We start from the raw sequence: 18,200 nt of genomic DNA, 5'->3' as shown, positions 1-18,200 counted from the left end.
GAAGAAAGCCGAAAATATATATTAAAAAAATAGTATTATATTGAGAAGCGAACAGTTTTTCATAATTGTTAGGTAATTATAACTTTAAAAATTATTTTGAAATATAGATAGATAGTCTATTTTTATTGTAAATCTTTAGACAATAATCTTTTTAATTTGATTTCCTGTCCTTTTTTTATGGGGAGAATTCATAATATAAAAAAATAGTAGTTCTTTTTACTTGGTTTTTATTTTTGGAGTAAATATATTAACTGGAATATTGAAGAAATAAATAAGTGGAGATTATGCAGTTTCTTTGAAAATCTGACCGCGTAAATGGCGTGAATTATTTAAAGGAAAAAATGTTAGTAACTTTTAAAAAAGGTTCAAGTCTGAAAATCTTCAGACTTGAACCTTTTTAGTAGAGCATCTATATATTGCGGTAAGAAGTAGGGATCAAATTTTTTCCATTCTCTTTTCCATCTCATCCGCCATCCGGCTGGAATCAGGATTCCCTTCCTTCCGCAATTGCTCGATGATATTGCGGTAATCCGTATCGCTGCGGTTCTGGCTCATCTTATAGGCTGCCTGGATCTCGTTCACTTTCACCTTAAAGCCGACGATGCCTTTTATTTCTTTATCGAGTAAAGATGGGGACAACTTGTCCCATAGAACAGGATCCGCACGGTGTTGCTCGTATTTCTTCATCAGCTTCGTCAGATCCTGCTTCAATTCTTCTTCATCCAGAATTTGAGCAGCGCCGTATATATGGACAGCCTGGTAGTTCCATGTCGGAACGTTTTCCTGCTCGTACCAGGAAGAAGAGATATAGGAATGCGGCCCCTGGAACATGATGAGTATTTCTTCGCTCGCCTCAAATGTTCGCCACTGGGGATTTCCGTACGCCATGTGGCCGGTTATATAATAGTCTTCCTCTTCTTTCACCAGCTGCAACGGCAGGTGGGTCGCAATGGGCCTGCCTTTTCTCGTCGTGACCAGTGTGCCGAACGAATGGTGCTGCACAAATTCCCGAATTTCCTCTACATCTGTAACTTTATAAAACTTTGGAATATACATAATTGCCCGCCTTTCGGTATAAAAGCATTAGAGTGTTTTCGTCATGATCAAATCGATTTGCTTGTCGTCACCCATATAGAAGGGGTGTGCGCCGGTTTGGACAAATCCTTTCTTCTTATAGAAGGCAATGGCATTGTCATTTTCTTCCCAAACGCCCAGCCACACTTTCTTTTTCCCCAGTTCCGCTGCAGCATCGAAAGCTTTCGCCAGCAATATTTTGCCAAAGCCTTGCTTATGGAATTTCTTCTTCACGTAAATGCGCTCCACTTCAAGCGAGTCATCGCCCATCTCTTCAGACTGGGTCTCACCGACGTTGATTTTCAGGTAACCCGCGACTTCCTCTTCGCTATAGACAAAATAGAATTGCGATTCCGGATTTTCCAGCTCAAGCGCCAATTGCTCCTGATTATAGGCCTTTTCCAAATAGGCATTGAGATGCTCCGGCGAATTCTGTTCCTTGAAAGTTTCCGTAAATGTTTCCCGGCTGATTGCCTGGAGTTCAGGCAGGTGTTCAGATGTGCATTTGATAAGTGTCATGTGTACATCGCGCTCCTTTAATAATGTCTTTTCTGTCCTTTTTTGACCGATTCCCAATCCTTTTCGACGTTCTTTCGGATCCGCTGCAGCAGACTGGCGGCAAGTTCTGCTTCCTGTGCCGTAAAACCCTCCAATGCCACGCGATTCGAATACTCATTTTCCCTTTTAATGAAAGGGAAGGCTTCTTGTCCTTTTTCGGTTGGAAACAATCGTTTGATCTTTTTATTTGCAGGATCATCCTTCTTCTCAATAAAGCCGTTCAGTTCCAGTTTCTGAATGGCACGGGTCGCTGTGGAGCGGTCCACTTTGATCAATTCCAGTAATTGCTCCTGGATGATTCCCGGATTCTCACAGATCCTCACCAGATAAAGATACTGGCCTTTGGTTAAATCGAGCTCTTTGAATTCAATATTGCTGATGGAATCCAACGCTCTGGCAATCATGCCGATTTCACGCAAAATTTCAGTCATTAGGGGCAGCCTCCGGATTTTTAGTATAAATAGAACTTACTATATATTTGTTGCAAATGCAATAAAATAAAATGACTCATTTCTGCAAACGCCCGGGCAGCTACTGAAGCTCTTTCTTTTGACTTGAAAATTTCGGTATGATTAGAATAAGGAACATCCGAATAAAGGCATTCAGCAAATTAATGGAAAGAAGGAGAGAGCGCCATGAAAACAGCAATTATTGGAGCAAACGGAAAAGTCGGGACTCGCTTGGGGCAAATGCTGGCACAACGGGGCGACGAAGCTTTTGGTTTTATTCGCAAGGAAGAGCAGGCAGAAGAGCTGGAAAAGCTGGGAATGAAGACAGTGCTGGCTGATTTGATCAAGACTGATACGGCTGAATATGTGTCGTTGCTTAAAGGGATGGACGCAGTCGTGTTTACGGCAGGAGCCGGCGGAGCGGGTACCGATCTAACCCAGGCCATCGATGGTAACGGCCTCAGTAAAATGATTGCGGCAGCGGAAGAGGCGGGAGTAAAACGCTTCCTGCTTGTGTCGGCATTTCCGGATGCGGGACGCGGCATGGGCATGCCGGAGAGCTTCGAATTCTATATGAAAGTGAAGCGGCAGGCAGATGTCGAGCTGGCGAAATCCTCACTCGATTGGACGATTCTTCGACCGGGTACGCTGACAGATGAACCCGGGACAGGAGGAGTCGAACTTGGCCTGGCCATTCCGTACGGAGAAGTTTCACGGGATGATGTGGCGGGCGTGCTTGCCGAACTGCTCCATAATCCGGAAACAACAAAGCTGATCCTTGAATTGACGGAGGGGGAAACGCCGATTTCCGAAGCTGTATCAAACCAGAACCGGCCGTTGTAAAAGAATCTGTCCGAAATCAGGAGCGGCAGTAAGCATTAATGGTATGCAAAGGTTATACTTTACTATTAAAGGGTATCATTATAGTTGATGTCTAAAGATTATAATAAGTAAAAGTGTAGCAATATAGAGCAGGTACACTCCCGAAAATGGAGGAATATGATGGAACAGTCAACTGCGGGCCCGTCCCGGCAATTCGAAAATTTCAATGAAGCAGCCAACCAGGTGCTCAAAATGTTAAGTGGCCGTATGAATATAAATACTCTGTTCATCGCGAGAAATGACGGTGAAACCAATACCATTACGAAAGCTTTTAATAGAAACGATGAGTTGGTCAAAGAAGGCAGTGAGTCGCCTTTGGACCAGACTTTTTGCAACCTGTCGATCCAACATGGCCAGGAAGCGCTTAAGATAGCTGACATTTCCAAGGATAAAAGTGCTCAAACTCTTGAAATTGCATCCGATTTCGATAATGGTTCTTTCATGGGCATCCCGATTTATTATGAAAACGGGAAAGTTTACGGCACCATTTGCGGTTTGGATAAGCATCCCTATGACTTCACGCCGGAAGATCAGGAAATGTTCGAGATGATGTCTTCGCTGCTGACTTATATTCTGGAGCTGGAGACAGCCCAGAAGGAAATCCAGAAACTTTCCTCACCGCTTGTGCCGCTGACAGATGACATCTCCATTTTGCCAATCATCGGCCACATTACCGTTACACGCGCCATGCAAATGGTTAACGATGTAGTCAATAAAGCAGGCCGGGGACTGGATATTCTGATAATCGACTTCTCGGGAATCACTCAAATCGATCAGCAGATTGAACAGCCTTTGCTGGATTTGGTGAAAACCTTGAAAGTCATGGGCGTTACTCCGGTCATTACAGGAATTACACCATCCATCGCATTGAATGTGCCGCATTTCGCCCATTCGCTGAAAGGCGAAAGAATGGAAGCGACACTGAAGATCGCCATTGAGCAGATGGGCTTTGTCTTAACGAAGAAAATTGAATCCTGACCAACGAGATAAAAAAGAACTCTGAATGAAGCCGTAGAAAGTGGCTGCACTCAGAGTTCTTTTTTATGTTGCTTTCGTTTCGGCAAAAATGGAGTTTACGGCCATTTTCGCGATTGTACCGTTGGACATGATGAATTTATCGACTTTAACATGCGAGAAATTCGGAAGATGTTCCTCCCGTTCAACTTCCACAGTCGTATAGACATCCGGCGACATCCGTTCCACCGCTGTTGCAATCAGGAGCGATTTCCCGTCTGTCAGCATCTGGTCCTCGATCCGGTCATCAGCAAAGATCAATACCGCTTTCGCCTGTTGGACATTTGCCTGCCGCAGCACGTCTCCGTGCGTGGCATTGCCTTTGACATAATGGATTCTTGGATGAACTTCTTTCGCTTTTTCCAGCCGATCGATTACCACGATTTCAGTTTGTTCATCCTGCTTTAAAATTTCGGCAATCGCATTTTCAGCTTTATGCGACCAGTCGATAATGACAATGTGATTTTTTCCTTTGTACATCAGCTCACCTCTTTCTTCCCGTCTTTTGTGCAAGCTCAGACTTTCGAACGCCTTTCCGATGAACGAGGCGAACAGCCCGATGCCGATTATGTATAAGAAAAAAACCGTGAAGATTCTTCCGCCGTAAGTGGAAGGGTACAGGTCACCGTAGCCGACTGTCAGGATCGTCGTCATGGTGAACCATAACGAATCCGCATAGCTGGTGAAAGTTGAAGGCTCAATGGCTGGCAGTATAATGGCACTGAATGCAATCAGAATCAGTGTGCTTACGGTGAGTATCAGCCAGGACAGGCTTGTCGCCTGCAGATAGAGCCGGCGAAGTATGATCAATTCAGAATCCCTCCTTTTTACTGATAGTATACACTACGAAATTTTGCCGATGGCTGCACAGTTTTCGAGAAGCGGTGCTTTCATCTGACGAGGGATGAAAAAGGCAGCCGTTTTCTGCTCATATTTATAAAACAGCAAAGAATGAATATCGGAACGGGTCAGCTGAGGTAATGCTCATTTTGGGCAAAATGAGCATTAACAGCGGCAACGATTTCTTGCATTGTTTCTTTCTTCGATGAAGTTTTTTTGAATCTTACCGGCAATAAATGTGCCGAAGATTCTTGTGCAGGAAGATGTTCAATCAGTAATATCTTATCCTCTGCCTTGGGTTTTTCATTCTCTGAGAGGAGGTATACCGAGTAAAGAGAGGTATCCATAATCAGTTTTACAGCGCTGTATTTATTATCGAGGCCTCTCGCTTCCAAAGCATGCTTTAATCTATTCTCGCTTTTACCGGACACTGGTGACATGCGGATCATCCTTTTCTCTTATAAAATCTTCTGTGGAATTAAATTTCAGGTGTTGATGAAGAAAAGTTCCTGCTATTAAGTATGCAGGAATCCCTTTTAGGTTAAAAGAGATTAGTGCTAATGAATGAAAAAATTATACAAAAAATCAGGTAAAGGGATTAGAGCGCCAAACAATGGGTATAAGTAGAGTGTACAAAAAATAAAGAGGAGGAAAAAAGATGAATCATTTAAAAGCACTTATTATTAAGTTTGTCATGATTGCTGTTGTCCTTCTGGTTATCCTGACATTGATTTATGATGTTGAGTTCGGTGATACGTTGTTAATCAGCGCAGTTTTGACGCTGGTAGCTTACGCACTGGGGGATCTGATGATTTTCCGTAAAACCGGGGACCGTGACGACCGCAATCGAGCAGACCGTGATGACGATCATACGAAACGCAATGCAATGGCGACAGTGTCAGATATTGTCCTGTCTTTCCTAGTCATTTGGTTGATGGGAGAAGTATTGCTAGAAGAAACTCCAGATCTCATCCAAGCTTCCATCATTTCTGCATTGGTGATCGGTGCAGGAGAATGGTTCTTCCATAAATACTTGGACAAGAACGTTTTCCCTGAAAAACATAACCATGCAACACATAACAACCATTAATTCAGAGAAGGGCCTTTAACGAGGTCCTTTTTTTATGCGCTTAAAGTTTTATTCCTTAGACACTTTCGGTCCAATCGAAAATCGGGAAGGACTTTGTTAGATGAGCGACAAGTGCTTTTAATATGAATAAATTCATTATTTCGATAATATAGAGGGTGGAACTATCAATATAAAGGAGGACACGCACATGGATTTAGCAGGGAAAGTGGCAGTAGTGACAGGCGGAGCTTCAGGAATCGGGCTTGCCGCAGCAAAAGCATATCTGGAAAAAGGTGCGAAAGTTGTAATCGCTGACTTCAATGAAGAAGGCGGCAAGCAGGAAGCTGAAAATTTGAAAAGCAGCGGCGAAGTGGAGTTTGTCCAAGTCGATGTTGCGAGCGAAGAATCAGTCCAGAACATGATTCAGTTTGCTGTTGATACATTCGGCACAATCGATATTCTGGTCAATAATGCAGGAATCGGTGCCCTTAGTGAGACTCATGAGCTGAGTTACGAAGATTACCATAAAGTTATTTCCGTAAATCAGGATGGCGTGTTCTTCGGCGCGAAACATGCAATTCGCCATATGATGAATAACGGGGGCGGTGTCATCGTCAATACTGCATCCATTCTCGGCAGTGTCGGGGAAGCGGGTGCGTTTGCCTATAACGCATCGAAAGGCGCCGTCAATCTGATGACAAAATCATTGGCTCTTCAATATGCCGATAAGAATATCCGTGTCAACGCAGTGGCGCCGGGCTATGTGGAATCCGGCATGGTCAGCCGCGATGCGCTCGGACCGGAATTCTACGACCAGCTTGTCGGCAAGCATCCGATCGGACGTCTTGGCCGTGCGGATGAAATAGCCCACGCCATCATTTTCCTCAGCGAAAATGATTTCATGACCGGTGCGACCATCCTCGTGGACGGCGGCTATACTGCACAATAAGGAAACAGGAACCGCCGTCCTTGTCTGGGCGGCGGTTTCAATACATAGACTAACGTTACGAAAGGGTAGATATATATGCGTTTAGCAACAATTCAACTGAACGGAAAAGAGACAGCTGCTGTCGTCGCAGCAGTTGGAATGATTCCAGTCGAAGCCATCAATAAAGAGTTCGGCCAGCAGTGGCCGACGGAACTTTTCAATCTATTGCCGCTTGAGCAACTGGAGCCATTCAAAGAATGGTTTGCCGAACAAGGTGAAGAAACGCTCGATAAACTGGCAGTTCACGATGTAGAGTTCGGCCCGCTTTACCGCCATCCGCGCAAAATCTGGGGCATCGGGCTGAATTACGTCGAGCATGCTGCCGACCTCAGCGAAGTGTCACCGAACACGGAACCTGCCAGTTTCATGAAACCCGATACGACGATCATCGGACCGGGTGACACCATCCAGGTGCCGCTGCAATCCGAGCGCACGACAGCAGAATCAGAACTCGGCATTGTCATCGGGAAAATGTGCAAGGACGTCGAAGAGCAAGACGCGCTCAGCGTCATCGCCGGCTACACAACCATCATTGACATGACGGCTGAAGACATTCTGCAGAAAAATCCGCGTTACCTGACACGCGCGAAAAGTTTCGACACCTTCTTCAGTTTCGGTCCGCAGCTCCTGACAGCGGATGAAGTGGAGGACGTACTTGACTTAAAGGTAGCTACGGTAATCAACGGTGAAATCCACCGCGACAATCTGGTGTCGAATATGACTTTCCAGCCGCAGCACCTCATTTCTTTCCATTCAAAAGTCATGACGCTGCTTCCGGGTGACATCATCTCGACCGGCACACCGGGAGCGGTCGTCATCCGGGACGGCGATGTAGTGGAATGCCGCATTGACGGATTTGAGACATTGGTGAACCCGGTGGAGGATTTGAAGAATCAATAAAGAAGCTGTTCTCCTTATTTACAGGAGAACAGCTTTTTCATTCGGACTATTGCTTATCTCGCCTCAATCCTTTGAGGAGTGAAAAGGCCATGACAACAATAATTATAGAAAACGGCAGCGCAGCGATGATGGCGATGGAACGCAGCGCCTGGAGCCCGCCGCTCAGGAGCAAGGCCGCTGCAGTGGCGGCAATTAATAGACCCCAAGCCAAACGGACAGTTTTGCCCGGTGTAATGGCTCCGCTGGATGTCAAGGTGCTGAGCACATAGCTGGCCGAATCAGCGGAAGTGATGAAGAAAATGATGATCAGCAAAAGGGCCATGACACTCAATATTAATCCGCCAGGCAGGTTCTGGAGCATCAGGAATAAGGCAAGCTCCTGATTTTCCTGGCTTGGACCGGCAATGTCAGCAACGCCGTTCATTTGCATATCCATCGCTGTGCCGCCGAATACCGTAAACCATAGAATGCCGAGGAGGGAAGGCACAGCAAGCACGCCGATGATAAATTCCTGGATGGTCCGCCCGCGTGATACCCGCGCGATGAATGTGCCGACATAAGGCGCCCATGAAATGCCCCATGCCCAGAAAAAAATGGTCCATTCGCCGAACCAGTTTTCATCAGAATACGGAGCCAGCGTCAGACTGAGTTCGAGGTAATTGCCCAAATAACTGCCGATAGCCGTCGTGAAACTTTCAAATAGAAACGCCGTCGGTCCGAGAACGAGGACGGCGAGCAGTAACAGACCCGCGACGGCCAAGTTGATCATGCTTAAATACCGGATGCCTTTATTGACGCCTGATAATGCAGAAATCATGAAGAGCACTGAAATGACAGCGATGATGATCAGCTGGGTGGCTGTTGAATTGGGGACAGGAAACACTTCGGATATGCCGCCGCTGACCTGCAGTGCACTCAAGCCGAAAGTGGTGGCAACCCCGATAGCTGTTGTGATGACCGCGACAATGTTGATGACTTTTCCTGCCAGCCCATCAACCCGGTCGCCGATTAAGGGACGAAAAGCCTGACTGAGCAACACTGGATAGCCTTCGCGAAATTTGATGAAGGCAATCGCCAGCCCGACTGTAGCATAGATGGCCCATGGCTGAAGCGCCCAGTGGAACGCACTGTACTGCAGGGAAGTTCTTGCCGCTTCTGCGGTTTCCGCTTCTGTCCCGGGCGGTGGATTGATGTAATGGAGAATGGGTTCGGCAGTACCATAAAAAACAAGGCCGACACCCATGCCGCCCGCAAAGATCAAACCGATCCAGGTATAGAACGAATACTCAGGCTCCTCATCCGGTTTGCCAAGCCGCATTTTCCGGTAAGGCCCAAATCCGAGGAATAGCGCCATAACGACGAAAAACGTCGTCACCAGCATGTAGAACCAGCTAAAGCTTCTTTGCACCCACGAAAGCGCTGTACTGCTCCATGCCTGAAGAGTTTCCGGCATGAAAACGCCAGCCAGCACCAGGGCGATGACTATAATGAATGATACATAAAACACAAAGCCGATGTGTTTGTCCCGCATAGAATTACCCCTTCAGCAAAAAGACATCATCAATAAGTGCTTTCCACCTGAACAAAGAGCTAAACGCGGATAGCTTGATAAAACCGGTTTCTTCGCCTATTCGGCGATTTTGCAGAATCAAGCAATAATCGTTTGGTATGACTGTGTTCCAGTCATCAAACTGTAATAATATTATCGTTTGAAAAGATGGACTTTTTCCTTTGATTTTGTGTATTCTTGAGACATTATACTAATAGATAGATATTCCAATTTGTATAATATTGTTATTGTCTTGGCCTAGAGACATTGATAATAGAGATTATTTCAGCTGCAAATCAGTGCAAATAAAGCCTGTGGGGAGAGGTTCACATGAAATACTCCATTTACCAAATGGATATCATCGCCGGAAAACCCGATGCGAATCGGATGAAAGTCAGGCATTGGCTTGAAGCGGAAATGAAAGAGAACAAGCCCGATATTGTCGTGCTGCCAGAAATGTGGACAACTGCCTATACACTGAAAGCCTTGGACAAAGTCGCCGATAGGGATGGTGCCAAGACAAAAAGTTTCCTGAAAGAGCTGGCGCTGACTTTCAATGTCAATATCATCGGAGGTTCTGTCGCCAATCAGAAGGGCGGCAAATTTTATAATTCATCGTTTGTTTATTCGCGGAGCGGCGAATTGGTCTATGAATACGATAAAATCCATTTAGTGCCGATGCTGAATGAACACGATTTCCTTGCCGGAGGAGAAAAGGTGCCGGAGGTTTTCGAATTGGAAGGTATCAAAATGGGTTTGATCATCTGCTACGACCTTAGATTCCCGGAAATCATCCGGAGTCTGGCTCTCGACGGTGCACAGGTTCTTCACATCGTAGCCGAATGGCCAGCAGCGAGAACCCGCCATTGGAAAGTATTGCAGACAGCCCGTGCGATAGAAAATCAGATGTATGTGGTTTCCGCAAACCGGGTTGGTGAATACGACGGAGTTGAATTTGCCGGAGCATCGATGGCCATCGATCCATGGGGAGATGTCCTGCTTGAAGCCGGCGAAGAATATGAAGAGACTTTATCGATTTCACTCGATTTGGAGAAAGTGAAAACCGTCCGCGAAGAGGTTCCTATCTTTACTAGCCGGGTACCGCATTTATATAAGAAAGAACTTTAATGATTGAACTGATATCCATAATTAAAAAAAGCGATTTCCAGACGGATTTTTTCCGGTGGGAAATCGCTTTTTTTTATGCGAAAAAAACCGATAAAAATTCAAAGGTTTTTAATTGCAAAAAGGCGAAAAATAGCTCTGAAAAATCCAAATCAAAAAATTATTTTAAAAAAAGTTAACAAAGTTTAGGTCGAAAGAATCAGATTTTTCTATCAACTTTCTCAACCCCCGTCACAAAGGCATTGAGGACTTAACAAATAATAAAAAAATGCGTTTTAAATTGTCGGAATTTGTCGGAAATAAGCCTTTCGAGAGGCGTAAATTTAGACAGTCGGTTTGAAATTGTAGGTAATTAAGCGTATAGTTGTGAACATGCGGCTTAGGTTCATTGGCACGAAAAGAGTTTATTTATATGGGTTTTTGTTTGATGGCTGACAGAAAAAAGCAGATTTTCTATGCAGCAAAAACTGCCTCAAAATAGATAAAGATGTAAGAGATTTGAAAAACTCTTAAAGCCATGAGAAGCAAAAAAATGGTAAGAGGGGTGTGAGAATATATGCCAGTCATTAAAGTAGAAGGCTTGTCGAAAGTATTCGGCAAAAATACGAAACAGGCTTTGAAGTTATTGGAAGCGGGCAAGACGAAAGAAGAAATCCTTAAACAGACGGGCAGTACTGTCGGCGTAAACCGGGCCTCTTTTGAAGTGGAAGCGGGCGAGATTTTCGTCATTATGGGATTATCGGGAAGCGGCAAATCGACCTTGGTGCGATTGCTCAACCGATTGATCGACCCGACGGAAGGCCATGTCTATGTAGACAACGAAGATTTGGCGATCATGAACAAAAAAGATCTTCTGCGGGTGCGCCGTACGAAAATGAGTATGGTATTCCAAAAGTTCGCACTTTTCCCGTTCCGCTCGATCTTGGAAAATGCAGAATACGGTCTTGAAGTACAAGGGATAGCGAAAGAAGAGCGGAGCAAAAAAGCCCGCACGTCCCTTGAAATGGTCGGACTGGGCAATTACATTGACCAGTATCCATCCCAGCTTTCCGGCGGGATGCAGCAGCGTGTCGGTTTGGCAAGAGCGCTTGCCAACGACCCGGAAGTGCTTCTAATGGACGAAGCATTTTCAGCGCTTGATCCGCTGATCCGCAAAGAAATGCAGGATGAGCTATTGGATCTTCAGGAAACAATGAAGAAAACCATTATTTTCATCACGCACGATTTGGACGAAGCTCTTCGCATCGGCGATAAAATCGCTTTGATGAAAGACGGCTCAATCGTACAGGTTGGTTCACCGGAAGAAATCCTGATGAATCCGGCAAACGATTATGTCGAGAAATTTGTTGAAGACGTTGACCGTTCGAAAGTCCTGACGGCTTACAACATCATGAAACGTCCGGAAACGGTCAATATCGAAAAACACGGTCCGCGGGTCGCGCTGGAACGGATGCAGAAAGAAGGCATCTCCAGCATTTACGTAACAGACAGCAAACGGAATCTGAAAGGCTATGTAACAGCGGATGATGCATCGATTGCACTGCGCAGCGATGTGACCAGCCTGCTGGCCATTATGAAAACGGATGCTCCGACCGTCACGAAAGATACATTGATGAATGCAATCTTTGAAATCAGCCACAATTCGCCGGTTCCGATTCCGGTAGTGGAAGATGGTAAATTACTTGGAATTATTGTACGCGGTGCGGTCATCTCAGCGCTTGCAGGACAGGGTGAGGTGAATTTAACACATGCTTAACTTTATGGAAAACATCGAAAAATTACCGTTGGGTTCATGGGTGTCTGATTTTACAGACTGGATTTCCGACAGCTTTGCGTTCCTGTTCGATCCGATCAAGAATCAATTCGGGGACGGACTGGAAGATTTCGCTGATATGCTGGCGGCAGTGCCTCCGGTAATCGTTATTTTAATCGTTGCTGTCTTGGCTTTCTTCCTTAGCGGGAAACGCTTCGGGCTGGCCGCATTCTCGATTGTCGGCTTGCTGCTTGTTTGGAACCAGGGGCTTTGGGAAGAGCTAATGCTGTCCTTCTCGCTGGTGCTCGTTGCCAGTCTGCTCTCAGTCATCATCGGTGTGCCGATTGGCATACTGATGTCGAAAAGCAAAACAGCTGAAAGCATCATTACACCGGTACTCGATTTCATGCAGACAATGCCCGCATTCGTCTACCTGATTCCTGCGGTTGCTTTCTTCAGCATCGGGATGGTACCCGGAATTTTCGCTTCCTTAATCTTCGCGACACCGCCGACTGTCAGGTTTACGAACCTCGGCATCCGTCAGGTATCGGAAGAATTAGTGGAAGCAGCCGAAGCATTCGGCAGCACAGGCGCACAGAAACTGTTCAAAGTTGAATTGCCGATGGCCAAGACCACCATCATGGCCGGCATCAACCAGACAGTTATGCTTGCCTTATCCATGGTCGTCATCGCATCAATGATCGGTGCACCTGGACTTGGCCGCGAAGTACTCTCGGCTCTGCAGCGTGCAGACGTCGGCACCGGCTTTGTTGCCGGTCTTGGGATTGTCATCCTGGCAATCATCATCGACCGCTTTACTCAAAGCTTCTCGTTGAAAAAAGGAACAAGCATCTAGAATACTTGATTGATTAGTACGACTGATCCACCTGGAATCTTTTCTAAAAAGGAAAGTGCCATACAATTTTAAAGAAAAAGGAGATTGATCATTTTATGAAAAAAGCACAATGGAAACATTTAGGTTTAGCATTTGCTGTAACGCCAATGATGCTGCTTGCAGCTTGTGGTGATGAAGAGGCGAACACGGACGAAGGAACAGCCGGTGATTCTGGCGAGGTGAACTACGGCGAAGAGATGAGCTATAAAATCACAGGCATCGAGCCTGGTGCAGGCGTAGTTGCAGCATCTGAACAAGCGACTGAAGACTACGACAGCCTTGAAGGATGGCAAGTTGTAACTTCTTCAAGTGGCGCAATGGCGACAGCACTTGGTGAAGCCATCGACAACGAAGAACCAATCATCGTAACAGGCTGGAGCCCGCACTGGAAATTCCAGAAATACGATCTTAAATACCTTGAAGATCCAAACGGCGTCTTCGGTGATGCTGAAACGATCAACACAATGGTACGCCAAGGATTGGAAGAAGAAAATCCTGAAGCTTACACAATCCTTGACCAGTTCAACTGGGAACCAGCGGACATCGAAAGCATCATGCTTGAAGTTTCCAACGGAACAGCTGTAGAAGATGCAGCATCAGCATGGATTGAAGAAAACAGCGACAAAGTGGCTGAGTGGACTGAAGGCACTGAAACAGTTGACGGCACTGAAATCGAACTTGCATACGTAGAGTGGGATACAGAAGTCGCATCTACAAACGTAGTCGGCCAAGTCCTTGAAGCTCAAGGTTTTGACGTTAAATTGACTCCGCTTGATAACGCTGTAATGTGGTCAGCGGTAGCCGGCGGCGAAGCTGACGGAATGGTAGCTGCATGGTTGCCAGGAACTCACGCAACACAATTTGAAGAGTATGGCGAAGACGTAGTAGATCTTGGTGCAAACCTTGAAGGTGCTAAAATCGGATTTGTTGTCCCTTCTTACATGGACATCGATTCAATTGAAGACCTATCGCCAAAAGAATAAAGGAATAAAAATAACCGGACTCCCGAGAGATTTTTCTTGGGGGTTCGGTTTTTTTGTATTCGAAATGAGTCTTCAGAATTTGCAATTTGATTTAGAATAGCCAAGTTATTTGCCTAGGAATATCATCCTGATTATTACCTGAAGTGAAGAAGTGATATTTTGATTATTTTATAATTATTTATCGATGATAAAAGTATTTAAAGGAAGAAGTGTGAGTCGACGAACAAAAGACTCGTGCTAAAATGACTATAAGATACAAAATCCTTGAAAATAACAACGTTGTTTTTTGATTGACTAAATATTCTAACTTCTATAACATCCTATTTACACCTGGTGTTAACTTGATGGATTTACTAAATTTATGAGATAGAAGGGAGTAAGGCTATGAAGAAAACAGTCAGTTTAGGAATCGCTTTGTCTTTAGTATTCTCAATGTTTGGAAGCACCTCATTTGCTTCAGCTGAAACATCTTCTGCATCCGATTACGCAAATTACGAGCCTGGCGTAACGGTGGAAAAAGATTCAGCTTCTCCAACGGGCTATTATGCAACATTCGTTTACGAAGATGAAACGGAGACAGCCGCAAAGGTAGAGCTTTATAGCGACACCTTCCTCCATTTTGATGTTGAGGAAGGATTTGAAAGCCCTTACATACCAGAAGATTATCGCACTGGGATGGTTCCTGCTGGCGGTAACGCGGCAACAACGTATTATCAAACCCTGGAAAATATCGGAGATAATTTATGGGCAGGCAAAGTGCCACTCTCAAGCGGAGCTTATCCATACAATTTCCGTATAACCAATCCGGATGGCAGTACAACTGCGAGACTGGATGACCCGAATAATCCGACTTTAACGAATACGGCAACCGGAATTTCCAGCTTGTCCAGCATGGTCTATATCCCGTACAGTGCTGACAAAATGGGCACCGGAGAGTGGCTGGATCGCTCAGTAGAACTTCCGCGCACAGATGGAAAAACAGGTACGGTGGAAACTGTAGCTTATACAGGTGCTGCTGGTGATACGCGCGGACTCGCGGTTTACCTGCCTCATGGATATGATCCGGACCGCAAAAAACCATACAAAGTGCTGTATATGTCCCACGGCATGTCTGGCGATCTTTACGGCAATGAACTGCGCTGGATGAATGAAGGTGCAGTGGCGAATATAACAGACAACTTAGTGGCTGATGGAAAGACAGAGCCATTTGTAGTAGTAACCATGAATAATCAGGATTTCAACTGGGATTACAGTCTAATCGAAGAAGACCAGTTTGAATACATCATGCCATATGTTGAAGCTAACTTTAACGTGTCGCATAAAGCTAAAGACCGTGCTTACGCCGGTTTGTCGATGGGTGGAATGACCACCAATCGGATGTATTTTAACCATGCAAAGGAATTTGCTTATTTTGGTATTTGGAGTTATGCAGTAACAGGAGATGAATTGAGTGATATCGAAACCTACAAGCACTTAAAGCACCCTTCTGTAATGGTGGGTGTCGGCACTTGGGACTTCTTGATTGATCCAGTGCAAAATCTACACGAGGCTCTGAATGACGAAGGAATCGAACATGCATATGTTGAACTTCCTGCAGCTCATGACTGGCAGTCGTGGCAATTGCTCTATGCAAAATTTGTAGAGAATCATCTGTGGAAAGATAAGAAAGATAAGAAAGATAAGAAAGATAAGAAAGGTAAGAAAGATAAGAAAGAGAAAAAACAAAAAGGAAATAAAGATTGAACTTATCCTGATCCAGCCATATTAAAACACTGTTCAGGCAGCCTATTCCGATAATTAAAGAGACGATGATCAAATCGGACAAGGTACTGGGCGATGAATAATAATAATATGAAAAATAACCGGATTGCCGAGAGATGTTTTTTGGTGGTCCGGTTATTTGTGAGGAATTATGTAAAGAAAAAACTCCTCTTATGCATTTACAGTTAAAACAAAAAATGAAAATACAAAGGACTGATTTTAATGCGTAAAGAAATTAAATTTGCAATCGTTGGCTGCGGAACCATAGCCACTCAGCATATTAATGCAATATTGAAAACTCCGGGAGCAAAGCTGGCCGCTGTTTATTCAAGAAAGATCGATAAAGCGGAAAAATGGGCGCATGAATATGGCGTTCAGGCATTTGACGATTACGAAGCATTGCTGCAAAGTGATGGAATTGATGCGGTGGTTATTTTGACGCCAAGCGGAACGCATGCTGAATTCGGCATGAAAGCAGCTGAAGCGGGCAAGCATGTGGTGGTCGAAAAACCCATTGATATTAACCTGGAAAAAGCAAAAGCGTTGGTGGAAGTGTGCGAGAAGTCAGGAGTGAAGTTGAGCTGTATATTCCAGCATCGATTTGATGAAGCAATCATTAGATTAAAGGAAGCGGTGGACGCCGGTGAACTGGGGCAGCTGAATTTCGGTTCCTCCCGCACCACCTGGTACCGGCCACAGGATTATTATGACAGCGGCGAATGGCGCGGAACCCGGGAACTTGATGGCGGCGGCGCATTGATGAACCAATCTATCCATTATATTGACCTCCTTTTGTATATTATGGGGCCGGTCGAAGAAGTGCATGGCTATCGTGCGACCCGCGGACACGAACGGATAGATGTGGAGGATATTGCCGTGGCGAACATGAAATTCGCATCAGGTGCTCTTGGAATAATTGAAGGGAACACGGCTGCATTTCCGGGCTTTAACACGGAGCTGGATATATTCGGCGGTGCTGGAAGTGTCCGCATCAGGTCGGATGAAATTGCGGGATGGCACATTAAAAACCAGGAGACCGTTACAATCGCTGGAGGAACCTCAGCGGCAAATGCTAAGGGGAATACCCAGACCGCAGATTACGGTCCTTCATTCAGCAGACAGTATGCTGATATCGTCCAAGCTTTTCAGAACAACACGGAGCCCCTTGTCAGCGGCAGGGAAGCGATTCGGGCATTGGAAGTGATATTGGCAATTTACGAAAGCGCAGAATCCGGAAAAGCGATTAAACTCCGTAACACCGCTTTATAGAAAAAATCTTTCTGCTATTTTCAGAATCATATGGATAGTCGAGTTGATTTTGAAAAGAGCTTGGACTATACTTTACTAAATCGGTTTACCAAACAAATTATCGATTAGGAAAGGGAATCATTATGACTGAAAATATAAAGATATTCACATTGGGTGACGCATTGATCACCTTCAATCCTTCCGAAACAGGGCCGTTGCGCTATGTGCCATCATTCACGAGGAAAGTTGGCGGCGCAGAATTGAACTTTGCAATCGGCTGCGCACGTTTGGGGATGGATACGAAATGGGTGAGCCGGCTCGGCGGCGATGAATTCGGCCGGGTCATTTACAATTTTGCACGTGGTGAAGGCGTTGATATGACAGATGTCGAATTTATCGATAACTACCCGACTTCTTTGAACTTCAAGGAAATCCGTCAGGACGGGTCTGGTAAAACGTTTTATTACCGCTATCAGTCGCCGATCTTAACGCTCGAACCCAAGGATATTACAGAAAAGATGTTTGAAGGGATCAACCTGATTCACTTGACTGGCGTTTTTTTGGCTATCGATCCGAAAAACCTTGAAATCGCCAAGAAAGTTCTGGAAATTGCGTCTGAAAAAGAGATCATGGTTTCATTTGACCCGAATATCCGTTTGAAGTTATGGACATTGGAGCAGGCGAAAGCCGCTTATACAGAAATTTTACCGTCCGTGGACATTTTACTGACAGGACTGGATGAAATTGAAATGATTAATGGAGATGCTTCAGACCAAGCGTTGGAAACGTTTGCTGAACGCTTTAATATTGAGCAGCTGGTCATAAAAGACGGCGGCAATGGATCGAGGCTTTATCAAAAAGGAACTTGGCATTCAAAAGCTGCCTTCAAGGTTACGGTCGTTGATACTGTCGGGGCTGGAGACGGCTTTGACGCCGGATTCATTTATGCGGTTCTGCATGGTTACAGCGCAGAAGACGCATTGGAGTTTGCAAATGGTTCGGGCGCTCTGGTGACGACTGTTTCCGGAGACAATGAAGGCCTGCCATATTTACAGGAAGTCTTAGCGATGGTCAGAAAAGAAAAAATTATTGAACGCTGATGAAGGAGGAAT

The 18,200-nt window shown here is 45.2% G+C and carries 18 protein-coding genes; 12 read left to right on the top strand and 6 right to left on the bottom strand.

Annotated features, from left to right (window positions below):
* Positions 1-435: 435 nt before the first annotated feature.
* The 3 genes from DP120_RS02640 to DP120_RS02630 are packed head-to-tail and all read right to left on the bottom strand — an operon-like array spanning position 436 to position 2,063.
* Entirely contained in the window at positions 436-1,056 is a 621-nt protein-coding gene (locus DP120_RS02640; protein ID WP_112221625.1) for an FMN-binding negative transcriptional regulator, read from the bottom strand.
* A gap of 27 nt (positions 1,057-1,083) precedes the next feature.
* Positions 1,084-1,593, bottom strand: a complete 510-nt coding sequence (gene paiA, locus DP120_RS02635; protein ID WP_112221624.1) for a spermidine/spermine N(1)-acetyltransferase — start codon at positions 1,591-1,593, stop codon at positions 1,084-1,086.
* 17 nt (positions 1,594-1,610) lie between these two features.
* Positions 1,611-2,063, bottom strand: coding sequence for a MarR family winged helix-turn-helix transcriptional regulator (locus DP120_RS02630; protein WP_112221623.1), 453 nt, complete (start codon positions 2,061-2,063; stop codon positions 1,611-1,613).
* Between the two features lie 204 nt (positions 2,064-2,267).
* Here DP120_RS02630 and DP120_RS02625 point away from each other — a divergent pair, with 204 nt between their 5' ends.
* Positions 2,268-2,924: an SDR family oxidoreductase gene (locus DP120_RS02625; RefSeq protein WP_112221622.1), complete on the top strand. Its 657-nt coding sequence runs from the start codon at positions 2,268-2,270 to the stop codon at positions 2,922-2,924.
* A 159-nt stretch (positions 2,925-3,083) separates the two neighbouring features.
* Positions 3,084-3,941, top strand: coding sequence for a GAF domain-containing protein (locus DP120_RS02620; RefSeq protein ID WP_112221621.1), 858 nt, complete (start codon positions 3,084-3,086; stop codon positions 3,939-3,941).
* Between the two features lie 63 nt (positions 3,942-4,004).
* Here the strand turns inward: DP120_RS02620 and DP120_RS02615 are convergent, their stop codons facing one another.
* Positions 4,005-4,787 carry a potassium channel family protein gene (locus tag DP120_RS02615; RefSeq protein WP_112221620.1) on the bottom strand — a complete coding sequence of 261 codons (783 nt, stop codon included), beginning with the start codon at positions 4,785-4,787 and terminating at the stop codon, positions 4,005-4,007.
* Between the two features lie 158 nt (positions 4,788-4,945).
* Positions 4,946-5,257 (bottom strand): hypothetical protein, encoded by a 312-nt coding sequence (locus tag DP120_RS02610; RefSeq protein WP_133257363.1) that lies wholly within the window; start codon positions 5,255-5,257, stop codon positions 4,946-4,948.
* 218 nt (positions 5,258-5,475) lie between these two features.
* On the opposite strand from DP120_RS02610, the gene DP120_RS02605 reads away from it, so the two are divergent.
* From DP120_RS02605 to DP120_RS02595, 3 genes are all read left to right on the top strand, one after another.
* Positions 5,476-5,907 carry a YndM family protein gene (locus tag DP120_RS02605; protein WP_112221618.1) on the top strand — a complete coding sequence of 144 codons (432 nt, stop codon included), beginning with the start codon at positions 5,476-5,478 and terminating at the stop codon, positions 5,905-5,907.
* Between the two features lie 187 nt (positions 5,908-6,094).
* Positions 6,095-6,835 (top strand): SDR family NAD(P)-dependent oxidoreductase, encoded by a 741-nt coding sequence (locus tag DP120_RS02600; RefSeq protein WP_112221617.1) that lies wholly within the window; start codon positions 6,095-6,097, stop codon positions 6,833-6,835.
* 75 nt (positions 6,836-6,910) lie between these two features.
* On the top strand, positions 6,911-7,774 hold the full coding sequence (locus tag DP120_RS02595; RefSeq protein WP_112221616.1) for a fumarylacetoacetate hydrolase family protein: 864 nt from the start codon (positions 6,911-6,913) through the stop codon (positions 7,772-7,774).
* Between the two features lie 46 nt (positions 7,775-7,820).
* On the opposite strand, the gene DP120_RS02590 is transcribed toward DP120_RS02595, so the two are convergent.
* The gene (locus DP120_RS02590; RefSeq protein WP_112221615.1) at positions 7,821-9,305 is read right to left on the bottom strand and encodes a BCCT family transporter; all 1,485 of its coding nucleotides are present in this window, start codon (positions 9,303-9,305) and stop codon (positions 7,821-7,823) included.
* A 348-nt stretch (positions 9,306-9,653) separates the two neighbouring features.
* On the opposite strand from DP120_RS02590, the gene DP120_RS02585 reads away from it, so the two are divergent.
* The 7 genes from DP120_RS02585 (at position 9,654) to DP120_RS02555 (ending at position 18,188) form a co-directional block, all read left to right on the top strand.
* On the top strand, positions 9,654-10,451 hold the full coding sequence (locus DP120_RS02585; protein ID WP_112221614.1) for a carbon-nitrogen family hydrolase: 798 nt from the start codon (positions 9,654-9,656) through the stop codon (positions 10,449-10,451).
* A gap of 553 nt (positions 10,452-11,004) precedes the next feature.
* Positions 11,005-12,204 carry a quaternary amine ABC transporter ATP-binding protein gene (locus DP120_RS02580; RefSeq protein ID WP_112221613.1) on the top strand — a complete coding sequence of 400 codons (1,200 nt, stop codon included), beginning with the start codon at positions 11,005-11,007 and terminating at the stop codon, positions 12,202-12,204.
* A 4-nt stretch (positions 12,205-12,208) separates the two neighbouring features.
* On the top strand, positions 12,209-13,057 hold the full coding sequence (locus DP120_RS02575) for an ABC transporter permease (protein WP_205854492.1): 849 nt from the start codon (positions 12,209-12,211) through the stop codon (positions 13,055-13,057).
* A gap of 95 nt (positions 13,058-13,152) precedes the next feature.
* On the top strand, positions 13,153-14,079 hold the full coding sequence (locus tag DP120_RS02570; RefSeq protein WP_112221611.1) for a glycine betaine ABC transporter substrate-binding protein: 927 nt from the start codon (positions 13,153-13,155) through the stop codon (positions 14,077-14,079).
* 384 nt (positions 14,080-14,463) lie between these two features.
* Positions 14,464-15,822, top strand: a complete 1,359-nt coding sequence (locus DP120_RS02565; protein WP_112221610.1) for an alpha/beta hydrolase-fold protein — start codon at positions 14,464-14,466, stop codon at positions 15,820-15,822.
* Between the two features lie 240 nt (positions 15,823-16,062).
* Positions 16,063-17,109, top strand: a complete 1,047-nt coding sequence (locus tag DP120_RS02560) for a Gfo/Idh/MocA family protein (protein WP_205854491.1) — start codon at positions 16,063-16,065, stop codon at positions 17,107-17,109.
* A gap of 122 nt (positions 17,110-17,231) precedes the next feature.
* Complete coding sequence (locus tag DP120_RS02555) at positions 17,232-18,188, top strand: sugar kinase (protein WP_112221609.1); 957 nt, start codon at positions 17,232-17,234, stop codon at positions 18,186-18,188.
* The last annotated feature ends 12 nt before the right edge of the window (positions 18,189-18,200 follow it).

Source organism: Planococcus halotolerans (assembly GCF_003289955.1).
GTDB classification, from domain to species: Bacteria; Bacillota; Bacilli; order Bacillales_A; family Planococcaceae; genus Planococcus; species Planococcus halotolerans.
The sequence above is the reverse complement of the archived record's forward strand: the minus strand, read 5'-3'. Positions and strand labels throughout refer to the sequence as shown.

Bases quoted from the DNA above. Each gene is read 5' to 3' on its own strand.
- DP120_RS02585 (WP_112221614.1), top strand. From the start codon at position 9,654: ATGAAATACTCCATTTACCAAATGGATATCATCGCCGGAAAACCCGAT.
- DP120_RS02625 (WP_112221622.1), top strand. From the start codon at position 2,268: ATGAAAACAGCAATTATTGGAGCAAACGGAAAAGTCGGGACTCGCTTG.
- DP120_RS02580 (WP_112221613.1), top strand. From the start codon at position 11,005: ATGCCAGTCATTAAAGTAGAAGGCTTGTCGAAAGTATTCGGCAAAAAT.
- DP120_RS02555 (WP_112221609.1), top strand. From the start codon at position 17,232: ATGACTGAAAATATAAAGATATTCACATTGGGTGACGCATTGATCACC.
- paiA (WP_112221624.1), bottom strand. From the start codon at position 1,593: ATGACACTTATCAAATGCACATCTGAACACCTGCCTGAACTCCAGGCA.
- DP120_RS02630 (WP_112221623.1), bottom strand. From the start codon at position 2,063: ATGACTGAAATTTTGCGTGAAATCGGCATGATTGCCAGAGCGTTGGAT.
- DP120_RS02595 (WP_112221616.1), top strand. From the start codon at position 6,911: ATGCGTTTAGCAACAATTCAACTGAACGGAAAAGAGACAGCTGCTGTC.
- DP120_RS02620 (WP_112221621.1), top strand. From the start codon at position 3,084: ATGGAACAGTCAACTGCGGGCCCGTCCCGGCAATTCGAAAATTTCAAT.
- DP120_RS02600 (WP_112221617.1), top strand. From the start codon at position 6,095: ATGGATTTAGCAGGGAAAGTGGCAGTAGTGACAGGCGGAGCTTCAGGA.
- DP120_RS02575 (WP_205854492.1), top strand. From the start codon at position 12,209: ATGGAAAACATCGAAAAATTACCGTTGGGTTCATGGGTGTCTGATTTT.
- DP120_RS02590 (WP_112221615.1), bottom strand. From the start codon at position 9,305: ATGCGGGACAAACACATCGGCTTTGTGTTTTATGTATCATTCATTATA.
- DP120_RS02610 (WP_133257363.1), bottom strand. From the start codon at position 5,257: ATGTCACCAGTGTCCGGTAAAAGCGAGAATAGATTAAAGCATGCTTTG.
- DP120_RS02570 (WP_112221611.1), top strand. From the start codon at position 13,153: ATGAAAAAAGCACAATGGAAACATTTAGGTTTAGCATTTGCTGTAACG.
- DP120_RS02565 (WP_112221610.1), top strand. From the start codon at position 14,464: ATGAAGAAAACAGTCAGTTTAGGAATCGCTTTGTCTTTAGTATTCTCA.
- DP120_RS02605 (WP_112221618.1), top strand. From the start codon at position 5,476: ATGAATCATTTAAAAGCACTTATTATTAAGTTTGTCATGATTGCTGTT.
- DP120_RS02640 (WP_112221625.1), bottom strand. From the start codon at position 1,056: ATGTATATTCCAAAGTTTTATAAAGTTACAGATGTAGAGGAAATTCGG.
- DP120_RS02560 (WP_205854491.1), top strand. From the start codon at position 16,063: ATGCGTAAAGAAATTAAATTTGCAATCGTTGGCTGCGGAACCATAGCC.